The 17422-nt window shown below is 57.4% G+C and carries 18 protein-coding genes and 4 tRNA genes; 8 read left to right on the top strand and 14 right to left on the bottom strand.

Translation table 11 applies throughout. The features are described 5' to 3' along the window. The first annotated feature begins 16 nt into the window (after positions 1-16). The 4 genes from HLH45_RS15620 (at position 17) to HLH45_RS15605 (ending at position 1270) form a co-directional block, all read left to right on the top strand. Positions 17-92, top strand: a tRNA-Gly gene (locus HLH45_RS15620). 68 nt (positions 93-160) lie between these two features. Further along, positions 161-234, top strand: a tRNA-Cys gene (locus HLH45_RS15615). Between the two features lie 81 nt (positions 235-315). Beyond that, a tRNA-Gly gene (locus HLH45_RS15610) sits at positions 316-391 on the top strand. A 600-nt stretch (positions 392-991) separates the two neighbouring features. Continuing rightward, on the top strand, positions 992-1270 hold the full coding sequence (locus HLH45_RS15605; RefSeq protein ID WP_033483558.1) for a hypothetical protein: 279 nt from the start codon (positions 992-994) through the stop codon (positions 1268-1270). Positions 1271-1438: 168 nt separating this feature from the next. Here HLH45_RS15605 and HLH45_RS15600 read toward each other — a convergent pair whose 3' ends face one another. The 12 genes from HLH45_RS15600 to HLH45_RS15545 all read right to left on the bottom strand — a co-directional run bounded on the left by HLH45_RS15600 (position 1439) and on the right by HLH45_RS15545 (position 12086). Continuing rightward, on the bottom strand, positions 1439-2857 hold the full coding sequence (locus tag HLH45_RS15600) for a terminase TerL endonuclease subunit (protein WP_198931174.1): 1419 nt from the start codon (positions 2855-2857) through the stop codon (positions 1439-1441). An 80-nt stretch (positions 2858-2937) separates the two neighbouring features. Then, positions 2938-3405 (bottom strand): phage terminase small subunit, hendrixvirinae-type, encoded by a 468-nt coding sequence (locus HLH45_RS15595; RefSeq protein WP_081397842.1) that lies wholly within the window; start codon positions 3403-3405, stop codon positions 2938-2940. A gap of 383 nt (positions 3406-3788) precedes the next feature. After that, complete coding sequence (locus tag HLH45_RS15590) at positions 3789-4940, bottom strand: phage portal protein (protein WP_081397841.1); 1152 nt, start codon at positions 4938-4940, stop codon at positions 3789-3791. Next, positions 4931-5449 (bottom strand): HK97 family phage prohead protease, encoded by a 519-nt coding sequence (locus tag HLH45_RS15585; RefSeq protein WP_050494991.1) that lies wholly within the window; start codon positions 5447-5449, stop codon positions 4931-4933. The genes HLH45_RS15590 and HLH45_RS15585 overlap by 10 nt, the downstream gene beginning before the upstream one ends. Position 5450: 1 nt before the next feature. Next, positions 5451-6662 (bottom strand): phage major capsid protein, encoded by a 1212-nt coding sequence (locus HLH45_RS15580; RefSeq protein ID WP_081397840.1) that lies wholly within the window; start codon positions 6660-6662, stop codon positions 5451-5453. 133 nt (positions 6663-6795) lie between these two features. Then, complete coding sequence (locus HLH45_RS15575; RefSeq protein WP_126952659.1) at positions 6796-7467, bottom strand: hypothetical protein; 672 nt, start codon at positions 7465-7467, stop codon at positions 6796-6798. Positions 7468-8105: 638 nt separating this feature from the next. After that, positions 8106-9974 (bottom strand): AAA family ATPase, encoded by a 1869-nt coding sequence (locus HLH45_RS15570; RefSeq protein WP_081397839.1) that lies wholly within the window; start codon positions 9972-9974, stop codon positions 8106-8108. Positions 9975-9983: 9 nt separating this feature from the next. Further along, positions 9984-10250 (bottom strand): hypothetical protein, encoded by a 267-nt coding sequence (locus HLH45_RS15565; protein WP_126952661.1) that lies wholly within the window; start codon positions 10248-10250, stop codon positions 9984-9986. Next, positions 10247-10501: a hypothetical protein gene (locus HLH45_RS15560; protein ID WP_139369044.1), complete on the bottom strand. Its 255-nt coding sequence runs from the start codon at positions 10499-10501 to the stop codon at positions 10247-10249. Before HLH45_RS15560 ends, HLH45_RS15565 begins: the two co-directional genes overlap by 4 nt. After that, on the bottom strand, positions 10501-10698 hold the full coding sequence (locus HLH45_RS15555; RefSeq protein ID WP_081397838.1) for a DNA-binding protein: 198 nt from the start codon (positions 10696-10698) through the stop codon (positions 10501-10503). The genes HLH45_RS15560 and HLH45_RS15555 overlap by 1 nt, the downstream gene beginning before the upstream one ends. A gap of 183 nt (positions 10699-10881) precedes the next feature. After that, the gene (locus HLH45_RS15550) at positions 10882-11916 is read right to left on the bottom strand and encodes a tyrosine-type recombinase/integrase (protein WP_074053117.1); all 1035 of its coding nucleotides are present in this window, start codon (positions 11914-11916) and stop codon (positions 10882-10884) included. An 83-nt stretch (positions 11917-11999) separates the two neighbouring features. After that, positions 12000-12086: transfer RNA gene (locus HLH45_RS15545), tRNA-Leu, on the bottom strand. Between the two features lie 140 nt (positions 12087-12226). Here HLH45_RS15545 and HLH45_RS15540 point away from each other — a divergent pair. Next, positions 12227-13519, top strand: a complete 1293-nt coding sequence (locus HLH45_RS15540) for a nucleotide sugar dehydrogenase (RefSeq protein ID WP_046932256.1) — start codon at positions 12227-12229, stop codon at positions 13517-13519. Here HLH45_RS15540 and HLH45_RS15535 read toward each other — a convergent pair. Together HLH45_RS15535 and HLH45_RS15530 are read right to left on the bottom strand one after the other, a co-directional pair. Next, positions 13503-14765, bottom strand: a complete 1263-nt coding sequence (locus tag HLH45_RS15535) for a TIGR03862 family flavoprotein (RefSeq protein ID WP_008575657.1) — start codon at positions 14763-14765, stop codon at positions 13503-13505. The genes HLH45_RS15540 and HLH45_RS15535 overlap by 17 nt on opposite strands. Positions 14766-14775: 10 nt before the next feature. Then, positions 14776-15207, bottom strand: a complete 432-nt coding sequence (locus HLH45_RS15530; RefSeq protein ID WP_014090254.1) for an FKBP-type peptidyl-prolyl cis-trans isomerase — start codon at positions 15205-15207, stop codon at positions 14776-14778. 59 nt (positions 15208-15266) lie between these two features. On the opposite strand from HLH45_RS15530, the gene HLH45_RS15525 reads away from it, so the two are divergent. The 3 genes from HLH45_RS15525 to HLH45_RS15515 all read left to right on the top strand — a co-directional run bounded on the left by HLH45_RS15525 (position 15267) and on the right by HLH45_RS15515 (position 17365). Then, entirely contained in the window at positions 15267-15632 is a 366-nt protein-coding gene (locus HLH45_RS15525) for a DUF6164 family protein (protein WP_008575660.1), read from the top strand. Between the two features lie 99 nt (positions 15633-15731). After that, entirely contained in the window at positions 15732-16493 is a 762-nt protein-coding gene (locus tag HLH45_RS15520; RefSeq protein ID WP_008575662.1) for a sulfurtransferase, read from the top strand. Positions 16494-16717: 224 nt separating this feature from the next. Next, positions 16718-17365, top strand: coding sequence for a response regulator (locus tag HLH45_RS15515; protein WP_003489223.1), 648 nt, complete (start codon positions 16718-16720; stop codon positions 17363-17365). Positions 17366-17422: the final 57 nt, after the last annotated feature.

Raw genomic sequence — 17422 nt, 5'->3', positions numbered from 1 at the left:
GAATTTCGCCTCCCAAGCGGGAATAGCTCAGTTGGTAGAGCGCAACCTTGCCAAGGTTGAGGTCGCGAGTTCGAGTCTCGTTTCCCGCTCCAGATGTAGACAGGACCCCGCGTCAGGGGTCTCGTCGTTTCAAGGCAGGATGCCTTGGGTTTGATGTTTCGGCCTGGTGGTAGAGTGGTTATGCAGCGGACTGCAAATCCGCGTACGCCGGTTCAATTCCGGCCCAGGCCTCCACATCGCATGCGGTCTTCCTGCCATCGATAACGACGACAGGGCTGGCGCAACGAAGTAACACGCTGTACAATTTCGCTCCACGCGGGAATAGCTCAGTTGGTAGAGCGCAACCTTGCCAAGGTTGAGGTCGCGAGTTCGAGTCTCGTTTCCCGCTCCAAATTCGAACCCTGGATATCGATCGATATCCAGGGTTTTTTTATTGGTCGCGTGTTATTGCCGGGGGCGTCCACTAACTACGCGGCGGCTGCGAAATATGAGCGGTGGTGCTGCGGTGTCCGGTAATGAGCGCATGTGCCAGTGCCGCACACCTGTGCTTGGGCACTTGGACACGTGGGTTTGACTGATTGCGTTGGAGGAATGGCGCCACGCGATGTCGCGGGCACGCGTAATCGAAACGCAATCCGGGGCCAGGTGGCCAGCGCGTTGGCTGCATGATGCGGATGGTCGTGCAGGGACATTAGCCGGTAAGCGGCGCGCAGACGATTGCGTGTGCGCCGACTCGATTACCTTATTAACGTGTGCCCGGGGCGGGGGTCGAACCCGCATAGCCTTGCGGCTGAGGGATTTTAAGTGGGTAAGTTATTGATTTTGTTCAACAATAGCCAACCACGTCCAACTGATAAATCAGTCACTTACAGCCCTGCCAACAACGGCCAAAATTGGCTTATCTCGGGGGCACTGTCCCAAGAATGTCCCAGGGGTTGCGCTTTCTCAGTCCTGATGAGAAATTTGACGAACATCACAAAAGGGGTTTGGTATGGCGATCTACATGATTGGGTACGACCTGAACCGTCAAGGGCAGAACTACAGCGGTTTGATCGAAAAAATCAAGGAAATTGCCAACGGTTACTGGCACCACCTTGACTCGACGTGGCTGATCAGCCATGCAGGCAGCGCATCTGTGATTCGCGATGCTCTAAAGCCTTTTATCGATAGCAACGACGAACTCCTTGTTGTGAAGCTCGCACAAGGGGATGCGGCATGGAGCGGATTCAACAGCGCTGGATCTGACTGGCTTAGAAACAACCTGAGCTAGCGACCAACAAAAAACCCCACTACGCCATCGCGGTGAGTGGGGTTCGTGCCGGCTCAACTCCTCCAAAAGAGTCCACCGGCTGACATGGTTTTTCAAGGTGGCGGCACTCATGCCTAATCCGCCGACTGTAGGGAATGGACTACGCGCGGCCCTACAGCCACACCCGCGCTAAATGAAGAACATCATCGGTTCGGCTTCCTGTGCTTCCGGCACCGTGGCTGCAACGCCAATAGCCATTGCAAGCGCAACAAGCCCGTCGATACGGCCAGTGGTTCGAGCCTTGTCAAATTTGCGCGAGCCGACCGGGTCTTTGATGACAATGGCGTTTGCTGCACACATCGCAAGAACAGGATGGTTGCCGTGTGCAATCCGCGCGTTCAACAATTCTGCTTCCAGGGCATCGATAGCTGGTCCCATGTCCTTGAACCCTTGCCCAAATGGTTGCAGTGGTAGGTCGATGCCCAGCGTGTCTAGCTCCTTCTTCATCACGTCTATCCGCCAGCGGTCAAAGGCGATCACGCGCAAATCCAGGTCACTCACAATTTCGCCGATGTCTGCTGCCACGTGGGCATAGTCAACACTGGCACCCGGAGTGGTCCGCATGAATCCCTGCCGTGACCAAACGTCATATGGCGCACGGTCACGGTGCGCACGGTCTGCCAAGCCAATCTGAGGCGTCCAAAAGTGCGCCTGTGCCTGCCATACGCCATCGACCTTGCCGACAAGAATCAGCGCCGTGAGATCTGTGCGAGCGGATAGGTCAAGACCGCCGTACACGGGACCGTCAAATTGCAGGACGTGGCTACCGCATGACTTCCATACGTCCGGCGATACGAAGGGGCTTTCTGTACTCACGCGCTGATTGAGCAATAGATTGCGCGCAGAGTTCTCCATCGACGGCATGCGCTGCGCCTGCTTCATCTGTTCGGCAAGATCATCGCGACTGCGGAACGTGCCGAGCGCAGGATTCGCGGCCATCCACTCTTTCTCATCATCAAGCGGGCATCCATCCGCTGCCGCATGAAGGTGGCAGACAATGCGCGGATCACTGCTGCGTTGGGCATCGTCCAACCAAATGCTTAGCAAGTCTGCATCGTTGGCGGCTTGAGTTGAAATCACCAGCAATAGCGGATTAGCGTGCGCGCCCTGACTTGTCACGATGGCATCCACGAAATCAGATTGCGGCCCACGCACCTGCCCGACTTCATCAAGAATAGCTAGCACTGGCGAAAGACCATGGGCGGTCCTGCCGTCAGCGGCCAGTGCCCGAAACTCAGTGTTGAGTGGCAAACCCACCAAACGTTTGCCACTTGGGATGATCTTGACGATGCCTGAAAGGTCGGCAGATAGTTGGACCATCTTGGATGCGAGATTAAACACCAACGCAGCCTGATCACGGCTCATGGCACCACTCACAATTTGCGCATTCTGCTTTGCTTCCGGTCCAACAAGATGTGCCAAGAGTAGTGCAGCGATCAGCCCGGTCTTACCGTTCTTTCGGCCAATCGAAAGATAAGCCCGCCGAGTGTCGGCAGGGTTGTCGTATACATCGCGGATGAAATCCTTCTGAAATTTGGCAAGGTTCATGGGCTGACCAACCTGCGCACCGTCAGGAGTCAGACAGTATTTTTCAATGAATGCGATTACGCGGCTGGCTCTACTGTCCATCACTTCACCGCCACCAATCGCGGAATCAGCGGATCACTATTCGTGGCGGCTTGTTGTGCCTCACGCTGCAAGTTGAGTGCGTTACCTGCATCTCTACTCCGTCCCTCTGTCGCTTCCGGGTGGACATGCAGCATTCGAGACAGCGCGATTGCACGGCGTCCCGCTGTGTCTAGCAGCTTGTGGGCAGGATGGGGCTTGCCGCCCTGCGTCATGTCTCCTTCAAGGCGCACCAGCGCACGCAGACGCGCAATGTCGGCATGAATCATCGCGAGTTCCGCTGCGTTGATCAAATCCAAGTCGTTCCATCGATCACGGGCACGATTCCCGATGATTGCCAGCCAGTGCGGCCATGCCTCAGTTGGGAAGTCGATATGTACAGGCGGTTGCAAGCTATCTGCGGCGGCATTCTTGGCAGCAGTCACGGCAGCAGCGAGGCTATCGGATCGGCGATTTCTGGTCTTCTTCATGGCGATCTTTGGACTTAGCGATTTTTAAAGGGAGGGAAGTCGGTCTTTTGAGTCGAATTTCCTAGCGATTTTTCTGATTCCAGTGATGTGATGGATCTGCGGGCCATCCATCTTGATTGCACCCCATAACCACTGATAAGCCATGTCGTTCGCGTCCTGTCTTATGGCTATGACATGAGTGACAGAGTGGCTGAAGGTTCTCTGCACTGTTATCCGATGGATCACCACTCGCGTGGTCAATATCAGTAGCAAGGACAGTCATTCCGCGAGATTTGCAATGTCTGCACAATGGATCGTGTGCCAGAACATAAGCACGCAACTTTCGCCATGCCGAGCTATTGAGTGGGATGGTGCGTCGCGAATCAGCATCACGACCACTAGGATTACTCCTGCGCATTTTCCATCCTTGGCAAATTTTCGAGCCTGCGAACTTCATCAACTGTCATCCAACCTGATGCGATTGCCTTGGCGTAGAAATCGGCGCGTGCTTCAGGATTGCCACGCAACAAACCTTCAACGCTGTGTTCGGCCAAGTATTTCCGACGTGCGAGAGGGCCAAGAAGCTGACGCGTAATCTCGGCTTCCCACATGGCAATCCAGCGTGCAAGCGAATAGCGCACGAACTGACTACCCAACTCGGCAGTATTGGAGTACGACCCATGACGCAAGTCGCCCACCATTGTTGGTGGGACGCGAAAGATGCGGCATATCTCTTCAACGCTGAACTGCTGCGACGCCACCCACTGCGCATCATCCAAGCTCATGCCAACTTGCTGATATTTCATGTTTCCTGACAGCACTGCCACACGTCCAGCATTGCCGCTACCCGAATGGCGCGAGTTCCAAGCGTCGCGCAGATCGGATTGCTGTTCGCTAGTGAGAGCCTTTGGACCGTTATCCACGGTCAGAATTCCACCGGGCTGTGCGCCATTCGCAAACGTGCTGGACCCGTGATTGCGCAGAGCCAACCCAAGGCCCAACGTCTCACGTGCAACCGTGATCCTGCTTTTCCCTACAATGCTGCCGAGATCACAACGATCTGCGAGATGAAAAATTTCGTCGTCAAGCAGTCGCGCAACTGCGGTGCTTCCGGCCACGTCGTAGGCGTAGCGTCCTGATGCCAACTCCACAATCGTGACTGTCTTAGGGTCAATGGGATGCAGGCCGGTGATTTCACCTGCGCCATTTGATTCAATGCGAGCATATGCATTGCCATGCAGCAAAACAGATGCGGTCATGGATTCGCGGAAAGACAGGCCCGATTGATTCGGGTTCGGTTGACTTAGCACACGTGCCAGCGGGTAATCATCCGCCCGCACACGCTCATCCTGGGTGCGCTGATAAACGTGCAAAGGCAGGCAGGCTACAGACTCGCTGAGAGCCTGCACACAGCCAAAGACCGTGCTGATTGATTCGGCGGACTTCACATCTACGAATTGACCGCAGATACTCGATGCCCCACGGTCAGCCAATGCATTCCAGCTTGGATCAGTCTTGCGTTGTTCGCGGTTGAACGGCCAAAATTTCATCTGCATGTCTCCAACCAAAATTTCAGGATCGCGAGTTGATCCACGTGCTGTGATTTGCTGCGCAGGCTGACGGTAGTCGTTGGATAGGCGGGCCAAGATTGCACAATGCTGATTTCGATCAACTCAACTTCATGCAGGGTGCGTCTATCCCCATCCCAGCTATCGCGTGTCGCAACAAATCCCATCGATACGCCGCCGAGATCACCACGCTGCGCAAGCGTGCGAATGTCATTGCCCGTGCTGGTGTCAGGAAGGGTCAGCGAATATTCCAGACCCTTATCGGTCTGACGGAGTGCAAGCGTTCCCGATTTGGTCCGACCCAACACCTTGTCCGGGGCATGGTCAGCAAGCGCGAGGATGTCTTTGTTCTCGGCTAACGTCCGAGTAAACGCGCCGGGGGCAATCAATTCCCGGAAGTCGGCGATACGTGTCTCAGTGCCGAAAGGAGCCGCCAGCCCGATAAGCTGGCGACCCTCTACAGTGGCACCGGTTGCGAAGCGGCGCTCAATGTCCACGTTAGGCTCCCGTAGCCACTACGAACGCTTCTTCATGACGCACGGCCACATCAACCGTCGCCATCGCACGCACCAAAACACCGCCACGACGATAAGACGTCTCGGCATAGGGGTTGACCAAGATTTCCACCGCGCCCCACTGGCCCAACAGAACTTGCGACCAGTCGCCGAGAATGGCGGTATTGGCAGGCGATGCATTGGAGACAGCCACGGCAAGTTCACCAATACGGCTTGCAGTCGCAATGTAGTCGCTGCCGGCTGCCGGTGCCTTGAGGATTCCACGCAGAGCCGACAGAACGTCCGGGCTGGTGTACCAGCCAGTCGGATTGACGTTGATGGCTGCAAGCAGCTGTTCAATCGCCAGCACATCGGCCCACGTGGTCGGGATTGTGTCTTTCTGCACGCCGGCACGATTGATGAGACCCAACGGCTGACCATTTGCGCCCGTGCCTGCAATGATGGCCCGATCAATCGCAGATGCAACGGCAAAACTCAGATCGTCGCGAACGAGATCTTCAATTGCCGGGGAACTCTGCTGGATCAGCTGGCGGCTCATCTCGGTGATGCCGCCAACATGCTTCGGGGTCAACGTGACCGAATCGAAGTCCATCTGCGACTCAGGTAGCTCCTGACCCTCAGTCACCCAACCAGCTGTCAGGCCCGCGCCTGCCTTTGGAATCGAAACGTTGCCGGTCAATCCGGTCAAGGTCCGCACGCCCAAACTACGAACAAGCAGAGAGTCACGCAGTGGACCGATGTACTGGTCTGCGCGGTGCTGAGTAGCGACCAACTCCGGCGCGGTCGCCGTGGTATTGGCACGCCGTTCGAATGCCGACAGTGGCACCAAGATGCCGCCATTGCGCGCCGGACCATGGCGACGCTCCAACTCGGCATGCATTTCAGCTTCGGCACCAGTCAGGGAACGGCCTTCCATTCCTGCACGAACAACAGCAAGCAGGCTGACACGGCTTTCGGTATCGCTACCGTTCGGCGTGTGGACAGGGCGAGCCTGGGAACGACGCTCGGCATCATCCAAGAACTGTTGGCGCTGTTCGTCCGATTCAAGGTTGGTAATTTCTGCCTGTAGATTCGCAAACTTGCCTTGTTCGTCGGCAGTGAGTTGGCGGCTAGCCTGTTCGGCAGTGGTGACTAGGGCGCGAGCTTCGGCAACCTTGGCGGCACGTGCTTCACGAATTTCTTTCAGGGTACGCATTTGTTTCTACTCCGGGTTATAGGGAATTCCCGGATATAGAAACTATGCGTATAAAAATAGCCGTCAAACATCCTTGTTGACGGCTATCGGAATTTGTCGATACGTGATGAAATTAGCGTGCGGTTGCGCAGGATTATAAGTGTGTCACATCAATCACCATAACGTTTGAAGGAAGCGTTTGGTTGAAACTTGATCCTGACGATCCTTGGATCTGAAACGGGGCGACTGTTACATCACCGGAAGACGATCCGATACGAACACCAGGGAGATTGACCGCATAGCCGTTTGATCCTTCTGGCCCAGCATTGACGGGGACAACGTATATCCCCGGCGAAAACACAGCAGCATAACTGCGACCAGCGGGGTACGTGCGCGTATTTCCCGCCGATCCATTAACCTGATATGTGTCTACAACGCGCATCGGTGAATGAGCGGAATCGAAAACTATTTGTCCGGACGCGTTGAAGACTTGAAGACCGTACGTCGCTGCTGCGGCCTGGGGTGCAGTATCGAATGCGTACCAATCAACCGTTGCCCCCACCCGTGCATTGACTACAAGACCAACTGTCACTGTACTTCCGTTGATGTTGTAGCTAGTCATGCTGACCAATGAACTACAGCGGACAGCAATCAGCATCATTGCATTGACATCAGAAATTTGGATTTGGACGCTGCTATTTCCGGCTACGCCCGGAGCTACAACGTTGGTGGTTGCCGTGCCTTTACGTTTGAAGTGTAGGTTTCGATAAGTTTCATCAATTTGGATGAAACCATTGGAATTTATGATCTGAAGTCCTGCGGGCATCATCGAACTCCGTAAAGTAGTGTCACCGGTACTTGTCCGGTGGGGAATGACGGATTGGGTGTCCAAGACAAAGTACCTTGGCCGTTGTCAGTGAAGAATGGACGATAGAAACTGCCACTTGGAGCGACGACCCACCATAACGTTCCTTGCCGAGTGTCTATGCTAACGCTGCCATTTGTGTTCGGTTGGATTGTCACAATTCCGGTCATCCGCCCCAGCCGGTCGGTGATGTCCAACGTCAAATTTCCGTACGCATCGAAAACTTGGAGGCCGGCGGTCATAAGATTTGTTCCGCTATGTGAAAAATTACCTGAAGCATGAAATTTATTTCAGGGCTGGTGATCCATGGTGCGAAAATTTCGTCGATGTCCATAAATTTACCTTTGGCGGTCGGAATGATGCATTTGGGTGCATCCCCTGTTACTGGTGTTACACCTGTTACTCCTGTCACCCTCGATTACAAATAACAGGGGTAACATAGAAGAAGTGTGGGAACTATGTTCTAGCGGTGTAGATGCCGCCATCAGCAGTAACAGGGGGGGTGTTACTGCCTTGTTACTCGGAAAGTCAATGGAATCAATGGAGTAACAGGTGTAACACCAGTAACAGGGGATGTACCCTTTTGCTCGATTGAAATTTCAAGATTTCGACGTTGGCGGTGGGATCGTTGGCCGATCCAAGAAATACCCGATGGGGCTTTTTGAAATTTCCCCAGCTTTCAGCATGCGGGACAATCTCATCTTCACCGTGGCATATTTCGCACCCGGTTCCATGGCATCGAAAATTTCGCGTGCGCTCGATGGAACGCCAAGCGTGACCATCGCCTCTATCACATCGTTGCGCTCACGTGAGCGTTCGATCTCGTCCACCTTGCCAACGTATGTCCATCGGCCATCTTCAAGGCTTAGTGCAAGATCTACGGGTTCCTCTACGTCACGCCCATCAACTCGCAACACGCCGCTGAAATCACCGCGCTTGCCACGCTCAAGCGCAATCACGTTGTCTACTGATCCGGTGAGGCCCTGGGTGCCGCTTACCATTTGCATGTAGTCAGTAGCGGCCTGTTTTCGTGTGTGGCTCACCAGAACGATAGAGACGTTGAATTCCCTTGTGAGCGGCTTTAGCGATTCGCCCACTTCATAGTCAAACGCATAGGCACTCTTGCGGCCCGGATCAGAATCACGAAATGCTGCTAAGGTGTCGATAACGACCAGTCGTGTTTCAGGATTCGTGCGTATCCATGCGGCAATTTTGGCAACGCCTTCATGAGATCTCGGCCAATCGTGCACACAGTGCAGGCGCGCGAGGTTCGGCGATGGGATATTTTCGATCACTTTTTGAAGACGCCTTTGCATGCGGCGCGGGTTGTCTTCCAATGCGATATACAGCGCGTCTCCCGCGATCTCAGGCGCTCGCCCGGCCCAAAGGGGAGTGCCCGTTGCCACGGCTACACACGCCTGATAGACAAGCCAAGACTTCCCACACTTGGGCGGTCCGCTCAAGATGGTGACTCCCTCGGGCAAGATATCTTGCAATGCCCATTGCACAGGTTTGAATTCACGTGTCATCAAGTCCGCAGCCGAATAGATGCCCGTGTCTGGTTTGGGTAGCGGCAATGGAGTCGCCACTGGAACTGGCAAGTTATCGATCACCAGAACAGCAGGATCTTTTGCACCCTTCCGTATCGCGGACCTGATTGTGTTGAGCGTTTTTTGTGGATCTGCCCAGCCAGCGCTCACCGTCGCAGCGTGCAGAGCCTTTATCGTTGACTGTTGATCTAGACGCCCAGCCCCAACGAACCGGCCCATTGCGTGTGCAGCGCCATTGATATGGTGATTGCGGCTCCCTTCGGGAACAGACGCAACGCGTTCCAAGGTGCGTGCAAGTTCCATCTCCGCCACCGCGATTGCAGCAGCATGCGGAACAACCGCTGGTGTGGGGTAGGGCTTGGGTACTGGCAATGCAACCGAAATCGGCGCAACCGCCTGACCCGAAAATTGCCAGTGCTTGAATCCCATAACAGGGAGGAACAGTGGTTGTTCAGAACGATCACAAGCATCGTCCCATTTGGCGGACGTACTAAGTTGCAGGCGAATACGCTCACTTGTCAGCCTCACCGATTCGCGCGAGGCCGGCTGTGTCAATTCAATGATGATGCGTGCACGCGGTGACTCATCCTTATGGGATGCGGTTGTGTAGATCAAGGCATTGCACGACTGAAGTTTTGCGACGATTTGTGCAAAGTCTTCGGGTGTCGTGCCGTCGATATCCAAACCGATCCAATTGCGCGGCGCTACGTTCTCGCTGCAACGCGTGCCATTGAACTGCGCTGCAATCCACGCATACCCCTTGGCGGGTGAGACATCGCCAAGAATTGCCGCACAGAATTCCCCCCAGCTGGCGGCAGTCTTGTTCACGGGCTGGATATCGTAAATTCGCGAGCCTCTACTAAAATTGACGGGCAGGGTTGCCGCTACCTGATTACCAAGTAAGGTGCTGTTATTCATTGGGGTGCCTCAGAAGCCTTTATATTCGGCGTGTAGCGCGACGATTACTTCCGCAGCTTGACGGTAAGCAGCTTTAGGCCCCGGCCTGACGCAGAACATTGATAGGACTGTCAGATATCGAGCAATCTTATATTCGTCAGGCTCTACAGCCGGGAGATTTTGAAAGGCATTCCATTGCAAGTGCGCATTTGCATAGGCACTAGCAACATCTGCGCGACGGCGAGGAAAGAGTTCCGCGATTTTGCGGGTGAGTAAGATATCGCTGACGCTGATCATTTGGGGAACCCCCACACGATGGCATCAATACTTCCGCGAAGCGCTAGTTTTGCATCAATGTCGCGGCCTGCCAGGGTATAGCGGACTATCAGGCAGGCAGCAGCCTTTTTTGCGTACTCCGGGAGATGCTGGTAATCCGGCGAAGTCGCCATTGCATTTCTAGTTGAGTCGATCACTCGACCAATATGCGCCTCCGGATAGTCCGGATAGTCTTGGCGGTAGGTTTCGACTTGATAGGCAGGGTGGTTCATCACGCTGCCTCCTGCTGGCTTTCGATCCACTTATCAAACGCCTGCACATCAACATAGACGCGCCGGCCAACGCGGACGATTGCGCCGTGGGCACGTAATCCGTTGTCCTCTTGTCGAAAAATCCACCAGCGCAATTGCGCTTCAGTGAAGGGGCTATCGGCGGCGAAATCTGAGACTGATAAAAGTTTTCTCTGCATCTTTCTGGCTCATGTGGTTGGCATGGCCTGAATATTGGGTGTCGTTGGATCTAATGTCTATTATCACCTTGAATAATCTTTCGATTATTCAAGGTGTCAATTGGTTATTTGTTACTTTTATACTTGTTTTTAGGCTTTTGATGCGACTATCAATTCAAGTTGTCAACTGAATAGACCGTTCATTTAAAGGAACTTCTCCGCCATCCGATCAATTGCGCTTTTTGTGTGTTGCTCGCTCAGGTGGCTATAGCGCTTCACCATTGCCAACGTCTTGTGCCCAAGAATCGCCGCGATGTCCATCAGTGACGCGCCACTCATAGCCAAGTAGCTGGCTGCGCTATGTCGAAGATCGTGGAATCTGAAATCACCTAATCCCGCCGACACACACGCTGCGCGCCATGGCTTATCGAGCATAGGACCAGTGATCGGAAAGATTGGGCCGGTTGTGCGAGCCATGGCCTGAAGCATTTGCGTAACACCGGTAGCCAACGGAACCGTCCGGTTCTCTCCATTCTTGGTGTCGATGAAGCGCGCGGTACGCCTGTCAAGGTCCACGTGTTCCCATTGCAGTCCCAGTAGCTCTCCACGCCTTGCACCGGTAGCCAACGCCAGCCGGACCAAAGGGGCGAGGGGAGCGCAATCCGACGCGTCGCATGCTGCCAACAGCGCCAAGCGCTCCGGCTCGCTCAGAAACCGCTCACGTCCCTTACTCTCCTGCATCCGGGTGACGTTGGGTACTGGGTTCTTGGTCAGCCATCCGTACTCTTTGACGGTCACGCTCATCACCGCCGACAGGGAAGCTAGACGACGGTTGATGGTGCTGCCGCTTCTCAGCTTGTCGCCCCGAACCTTGCCAGCTGCCAGACGGTCGCGGATTGCGGCAATCTTGGCGGGAGTCAATCCAACAAGCGGCACATCGCCGATTTCAGCTTTCCACCAAGCCAGCATCTGAATTTGCTTGGCTGCATCCTTTTGCCGCTTGGCCGGCAGTGTCACTTCTAGGTAGCGATCAATGGCATCGCCGACAGTGCGCTTGCGAACTTCTGTAGACGGTACGAAGTCGCCCACGTCCAATTTATGCTCAATGCTGCGTGCCCATTCTTGAGCGTCTATCTTTCGGTCAAACGATTTCGTGAGCCATGGGCCGGACTGCCGCCGCACGCGCACGCGCCAAGTGACCTTGCCACTTGTGCCGGTACGTTTTTCAAAGGTTGCCATTGCCTACTGTCCCAAAGTGTCCCAATGGGGAGTGACGATAGCTCTGCACTTGACTGCACACAAGCGCAAGTCGTTGATTTTAGTGGTGCCCGGGGCGGGGGTCGAACCCGCATAGCCTCACAGCTGAGGGATTTTAAGTCCCTTGCGTCTACCAATTTCGCCACCCGGGCATTGCGATAGCGTGCCTGATTGCGCGGCGATTGTGAATCGTTGCTGCGTACTTCCTGCACTGCCCGGCTCCCTGCAGCCTGCGTTATGCTGCCGCCACATAGCGCGCCGCCACCGGCTGCGCACCATTTTAAGGAACCGCATGTCCGGCATTACGCTTCTCGCCCCCCCACAGGGGCGCATCGCCGTCATCGGCTTGGGTTATGTCGGCCTGCCGTTGGCGGTTGCATTCGGGGAGCAGCGCGACACCCTGGGCTTTGACATCGATGCGCAGCGCGTTGCGCAATTGCGCGAGGGCCACGATGCCACGCTGGAACTGGACGATGCCGAATTGGCTGCCGCAACACAGTTGCGCTATAGCGCAAACGCTGCGGATCTGGCCGCCTGTCGCATTTTCATCGTGACCGTGCCAACGCCGATCGACAGCTTCGAGCAACCGGATCTGGAGCCGTTGCGTAGCGCCACGGCTTTGATCGCCGCCGCCCTCAAGCCCGGCGACCTGGTGATCTACGAATCCACGGTCTATCCAGGAACCACCGAAGAAGTTTGCGTGCCCTTGCTCGAAGCAGGCTCCGGGTTGCGTTTCAACCACGACTTCTTTTGCGGTTACAGCCCCGAGCGTGTCAATCCCGGCGATCGCCAGCGGCGTCTGCGCGACATTCCCAAGATCACCTCGGGCTCGACGGCGGACGCCGCTGATGCAGTCGACGCGCTGTACACCAGCATCATCACTGCCGGCACCTGGCGCGCTCGGTCGATGCGCGTGGCCGAAGCGGCAAAGGTGGTCGAAAACATCCAGCGCGACGTCAATATCGCACTGGTCAATGAGTTGGCGTTGATTTTCGACAAGTTGGGAATCGACACCTTGGATGTGCTCGAGGCCGCAGGAACCAAGTGGAATTTCCTGCCGTTTCGCCCTGGCCTGGTCGGTGGGCATTGCATCGGCGTGGATCCGTACTACCTGATGCACAAGTCCGAAAGCGTGGGCTATCACCCGGACCTGATCCACACCGCGCGGCAGGTCAACAATCGGGTCGGCCGACATGTGGCCGAGCGCGTGTGCGGCATGCTGGCCATGCGTGGCGTCGCGCTCGCGCAGGCGAGGGTGCTGGTACTGGGCGCCACATTCAAGGAAAACTGCCCGGATCTGCGCAACAGCCGCGCCCTGGAATTGGTGCAGTTGCTGCAGGCCGGGGGTGTGCAGGTGGACACTTGCGACCCGTGGGCAGACCCGGCTGAAGCGCTGCAGCACGGCGGTGTGCATTTAAGCCAGACGCCGGAAGAGGGCGCCTACGATGCCGTGGTGCTGGCAGTGGCGCACGCGCAGTATCGCGACTACGACGTCGCGCAGATCGCCGCGCTCGGCAAGCCGGGCGCGGTGGTGTACGACGTCAAATCGGTGTGGCCGCGTGCGGCAGTCAGCGATCGTCTGTAGCGTCTGCGTTGTGCTGCGCTAGCCACTGCACAGCGCCGCGTGCGGCACGTCGGCCGCTGGCGAAACAGGCGGTGAGCAGATAGCCGCCGGTTGGTGCTTCCCAATCGAGCATTTCGCCAGCGCAAAACACCCCTGGTTGCGACTGCGCCATCAGCTGATCGTCCAGCGCCTCCAGCCGCACGCCGCCTGCAGAACTGATTGCTTCGGCAAGCGGACGTGGCCGCAACAGTCGCAGCGGCAACTGCTTGAGCGTGCGTGCGACCAACGCCACGTCGTCGCCCGCCTGCTTGCCGAGTTCTTCGTAGAGCAGGGCCGCCTTGACACCATCGATGCCGACCTGGCGGCGCAGATGCTCGCTGAAACTGCGCCCCTTGCGCGGTTGGGCCAGTTCGGCATGCACGCGTTCGAGCGAGCGGCCGGGAATCAGATCCAGCACGAGTTCGGCGACGCCATGGGCGTCGATCTGCTCGCGCAGGTCCGCGGCCAAGGCATAGATCAAGCTGCCCTCGATGCCGTTCGCTGTGGCCACGCATTCGCCCTGCAATGCATGCTGCATGCCGTTGCCATCCTGCCAATGCGCAACGACCGGTTTCAGCGGTGCACCTGCATGGCGCTGCACGAAGTGCGCACTCCAATCGATATCGAAGCCGCAGTTGGCCGGCACCAGGGGCGCTACCGCGATACCGCGTTGCTGCAGTGTTGCTTGCCACTGGCCGTCGGAACCAAGCTGCGGCCAGCTGCCGCCACCAAGCGCCAGCACGACTGCCTCTGCACTGCACTCCACAGCACCGGTGGGTGCGTCGAAGCGGAGTGCGCCGTTTTCAGTCCAGCCCAGCCAGCGGTGCTGCACATGAAACGTGACGCCCTGTTCCTTGAGCCGGCGCACCCAGCCGCGCAGCAAGGGTGCGGCCTTGCGGTCCATTGGAAAGACACGGCCGGAACTGCCGACGTAGGTCTCGACACCGAGCTCTCGCGCCCAATCGCGCAGCGCATCAGCATCGAAGTCCTGCAACCATGTGGAAACCGGTTGCTGACGTTGGCGATAGCGTTGCGCAAACAGCGGCATCGAATCGGAATGCGTGAGGTTCAAGCCGCCTTTGCCAGCGATCAGGAACTTGCGTCCCACCGAGCCCTTGGCTTCGTACAGATCCACCGCCAAGCCTGACGCGCAGGCCACTTCCGCCGCCATCAAACCGGCCGGCCCACCGCCGATCACTGCCAGCCGCTGCCTGCTCAGATCAGTCATCGTCAGGCACTCAGCGCGGCTGCACGCCCAGCAATTCCACATCGAACACCAGCGATGCACCGGGCGGTATCACGCCACCGGCGCCGTTGTCGCCATAGCCGTAATCGGGCGGAATCATCAAGGTGCGCTTGCCGCCGACACGCATGCCGGCCACGCCATCGTCCCAGCCGCGGATGACCTGGTGGCCGCCTAGTACGAATTGGAACGGCTCAGCGCGATCCAGCGAGCTGTCGAACTTCTTGCCGTGCTTGTCGGCGGCTTTTTCGTCGTACAGCCAGCCGGTGTAGTGCACGGTGACCATGGCGCCTGGTGTGGCCTCTGCACCGGTCCCCACGGTGCGGTCGATCCGCTCGAAACTGGCGATGGTGCCGCCGGAGGGCGGCAGGGCGGGCGCGCAGCTTGCGAGCAACAGGGCGACAACGAGCGTCAACAAAAGGCGCATGGCAGGGTCCATGGAGAAAGGCCGCCATTATCGCACCTGGCTCCCGGTATCATCGCGGCATGGCCAAGCTGCTGCTCAATCTGCGCAATGTTCCCGACGACGAAGCCGATGAGGTGCGGGCGCTGATGCGCGAGCAGCGCGTGCAGATCTATGAAACGCGCCCCAGCAACTGGGGGATTTCCGCTGGCGGTATCTGGCTCAGCGACGATGCCGACTATCCACGCGCCAAGGCGGCGATGGATGCCTACCAGGCACAGCGCGGCGCGATTGCGCGTGCCCAGCGCCAGGAGGAACTTGCAGCCGGCACTGCGGAGACCTTTGGCGCGTTGCTGCGCAGGCGACCGGTCTTCGTGCTCGTGACGCTGATCGGCATGCTGGTCGTCGCCTCGCTGGTGTTGCTGCCGTTTGTGCTGTTGCGCGGCTGAGTGCGCGGCATGACGCGCTTGCAGGCACGCTGCTGCACCGTGCTGGACGTCCCATCCACGGCGCTCGCTAGGGGCTGCCCGCGGCCCTAAAATAGCCGCATGATGATCAATACCGCCGCCTACCAGTTCGTCACCATCCAGGATCCGCAGACACTTGCCGACGGCGTGCGCGCGCAAGCCGAGCAGCATGCGCTGAAAGGATCGGTGCTGGTGGCCGAAGAGGGCATCAACCTGTTCCTGGCAGGCGCTGCCGAGCAGATCGACGCGTTCTACGCCTGGCTGCAGGCCGACGCGCGGTTTGCGCAGATGCGCATCAAGTACAGCGAAAGCGCGCATCAGCCGTTTGCGCGGCTCAAGGTCAAGATCAAGCCGGAGATCATCAGTTTTCGGCGCGACGATGCATCGCCGCTGCAAGGTCGTGCACCGTCGGTGACGCCTGCCGTGCTGCGCGAGTGGCTGCGTAATGGGCAGGATGATCGCGGCCGTCCGCTGGTGTTGCTGGACACGCGCAATGCGCAGGAAGTGGCATACGGGACCTTCCAGGGTGCATTGACGCTGCCGATCGACAAGTTCACCGACTTGCCTGGCGCGCTGGAACCGCATCGTGGCGCGTTGGCCGATGCCACGGTGGTCAGCTTCTGCACCGGTGGCATCCGTTGCGAAAAGGCCGCGCTGTGGATGCAGGCCGATGGCATGGACAACGTGCTGCAACTGGAGGGCGGAATCCTCGGCTACTTCGAAGAGGTCGGTGGCGAAGGCTACGAGGGCCGCTGCTTCGTCTTCGACGAACGCGTTGCGCTGGATCCCGAATTAAAACCCTTGGTGGACGCCGACCGTACCGCCGAGCCAGTGAAAATCTGACCGAGCGCGACTGCATTGCCCGATGTCACCTGTCGGCCTGGCGCCCGCATCATCGGCACACGTTGCAACATCTTGCCTAGAGACATCGCGCCATGCGCACGTCATGCATGCTCTAGTGACGTGTCATAACGCTCTAACTTGGGCGTAATACGTCGCATCGAGCTTGCCCTGAATTATTCACGGAGATAGGCTGCACCAGCCAGCCGCTAGCGAGGACAACAAGGATGACCATCAGAGTTTTTCTGATCGACGATCATGCACTCGTGCGTACAGGCATGAAGATGATTCTGTCCAAGGAAGTGGACGTCGATGTGGTGGGTGAAGCAGAGAGCGGCGAAGCCGCATTGCCGCAGATTCGTCAACTCAAACCGGACATCGTGCTGTGCGATCTGCATTTGCCCGGCGTCAGCGGCCTGGAAATTACCGAGCGCATCGTCAAGGGCGACTACGGTACGCGGGTCATCATCGTCTCCGTGCTCGAAGACGGCCCATTGCCCAAGCGTTTGCTCGAGGCAGGCGCCTCCGGCTATGTGGGCAAGGGTGGTGACGCGCACGAGTTGCTGCGCGCGGTGCGTGAAGTCGCATTGGGACGGCGTTATCTCGGCAATACGATCGCGCAGAACCTGGCTCTGTCTAATCTGGAAGGTGGCGGTTCACCGTTTGATGCATTGTCGCCCCGTGAGCTGGAAGTGGCCTTGCTGCTGACCCAGGGCCTGCGCCAGGAAGACATCGCCAAGCGCCTGAACCTCAGCGCCAAGACCATCAACACGCACAAGGCACGCCTGTTCGAGAAGGTCGGCATCCAGGACAACATTGCGCTGGCGCGGCTAGCCAATCAATACGGTCTGACCGATCCCTCCAGGGTGCTGTGAACCGTTGCCTTGAGTGCAGTGCAGTGGCTGCGCTGCATCGCAAGGCCAGGGCGCACA

This window comes from Xanthomonas euvesicatoria (assembly GCF_013112235.1).
GTDB lineage: Bacteria > Pseudomonadota > Gammaproteobacteria > Xanthomonadales > Xanthomonadaceae > Xanthomonas > Xanthomonas euvesicatoria.
The sequence above is the reverse complement of the archived record's forward strand: the minus strand, read 5'-3'. Positions and strand labels throughout refer to the sequence as shown.

What these genes read in the sequence shown, in the direction of transcription:
- HLH45_RS15520 (WP_008575662.1), top strand. Translation starts at nt 15,732, where the DNA reads ATGATGATCAATACCGCCGCCTACCAGTTCGTCACCATCCAGGATCCG.
- HLH45_RS15575 (WP_126952659.1), bottom strand. Translation starts at nt 7,467, where the DNA reads ATGCCCGCAGGACTTCAGATCATAAATTCCAATGGTTTCATCCAAATT.
- HLH45_RS15565 (WP_126952661.1), bottom strand. Translation starts at nt 10,250, where the DNA reads ATGATCAGCGTCAGCGATATCTTACTCACCCGCAAAATCGCGGAACTC.
- HLH45_RS15560 (WP_139369044.1), bottom strand. Translation starts at nt 10,501, where the DNA reads ATGAACCACCCTGCCTATCAAGTCGAAACCTACCGCCAAGACTATCCG.
- HLH45_RS15600 (WP_198931174.1), bottom strand. Translation starts at nt 2,857, where the DNA reads ATGAACCTTGCCAAATTTCAGAAGGATTTCATCCGCGATGTATACGAC.
- HLH45_RS15570 (WP_081397839.1), bottom strand. Translation starts at nt 9,974, where the DNA reads ATGAATAACAGCACCTTACTTGGTAATCAGGTAGCGGCAACCCTGCCC.
- HLH45_RS15530 (WP_014090254.1), bottom strand. Translation starts at nt 15,207, where the DNA reads ATGCGCCTTTTGTTGACGCTCGTTGTCGCCCTGTTGCTCGCAAGCTGC.
- HLH45_RS15605 (WP_033483558.1), top strand. Translation starts at nt 992, where the DNA reads ATGGCGATCTACATGATTGGGTACGACCTGAACCGTCAAGGGCAGAAC.
- HLH45_RS15515 (WP_003489223.1), top strand. Translation starts at nt 16,718, where the DNA reads ATGACCATCAGAGTTTTTCTGATCGACGATCATGCACTCGTGCGTACA.
- HLH45_RS15555 (WP_081397838.1), bottom strand. Translation starts at nt 10,698, where the DNA reads ATGCAGAGAAAACTTTTATCAGTCTCAGATTTCGCCGCCGATAGCCCC.
- HLH45_RS15535 (WP_008575657.1), bottom strand. Translation starts at nt 14,765, where the DNA reads ATGACTGATCTGAGCAGGCAGCGGCTGGCAGTGATCGGCGGTGGGCCG.
- HLH45_RS15580 (WP_081397840.1), bottom strand. Translation starts at nt 6,662, where the DNA reads ATGCGTACCCTGAAAGAAATTCGTGAAGCACGTGCCGCCAAGGTTGCC.
- HLH45_RS15550 (WP_074053117.1), bottom strand. Translation starts at nt 11,916, where the DNA reads ATGGCAACCTTTGAAAAACGTACCGGCACAAGTGGCAAGGTCACTTGG.
- HLH45_RS15590 (WP_081397841.1), bottom strand. Translation starts at nt 4,940, where the DNA reads ATGCAGATGAAATTTTGGCCGTTCAACCGCGAACAACGCAAGACTGAT.
- HLH45_RS15595 (WP_081397842.1), bottom strand. Translation starts at nt 3,405, where the DNA reads ATGAAGAAGACCAGAAATCGCCGATCCGATAGCCTCGCTGCTGCCGTG.
- HLH45_RS15525 (WP_008575660.1), top strand. Translation starts at nt 15,267, where the DNA reads ATGGCCAAGCTGCTGCTCAATCTGCGCAATGTTCCCGACGACGAAGCC.
- HLH45_RS15540 (WP_046932256.1), top strand. Translation starts at nt 12,227, where the DNA reads ATGTCCGGCATTACGCTTCTCGCCCCCCCACAGGGGCGCATCGCCGTC.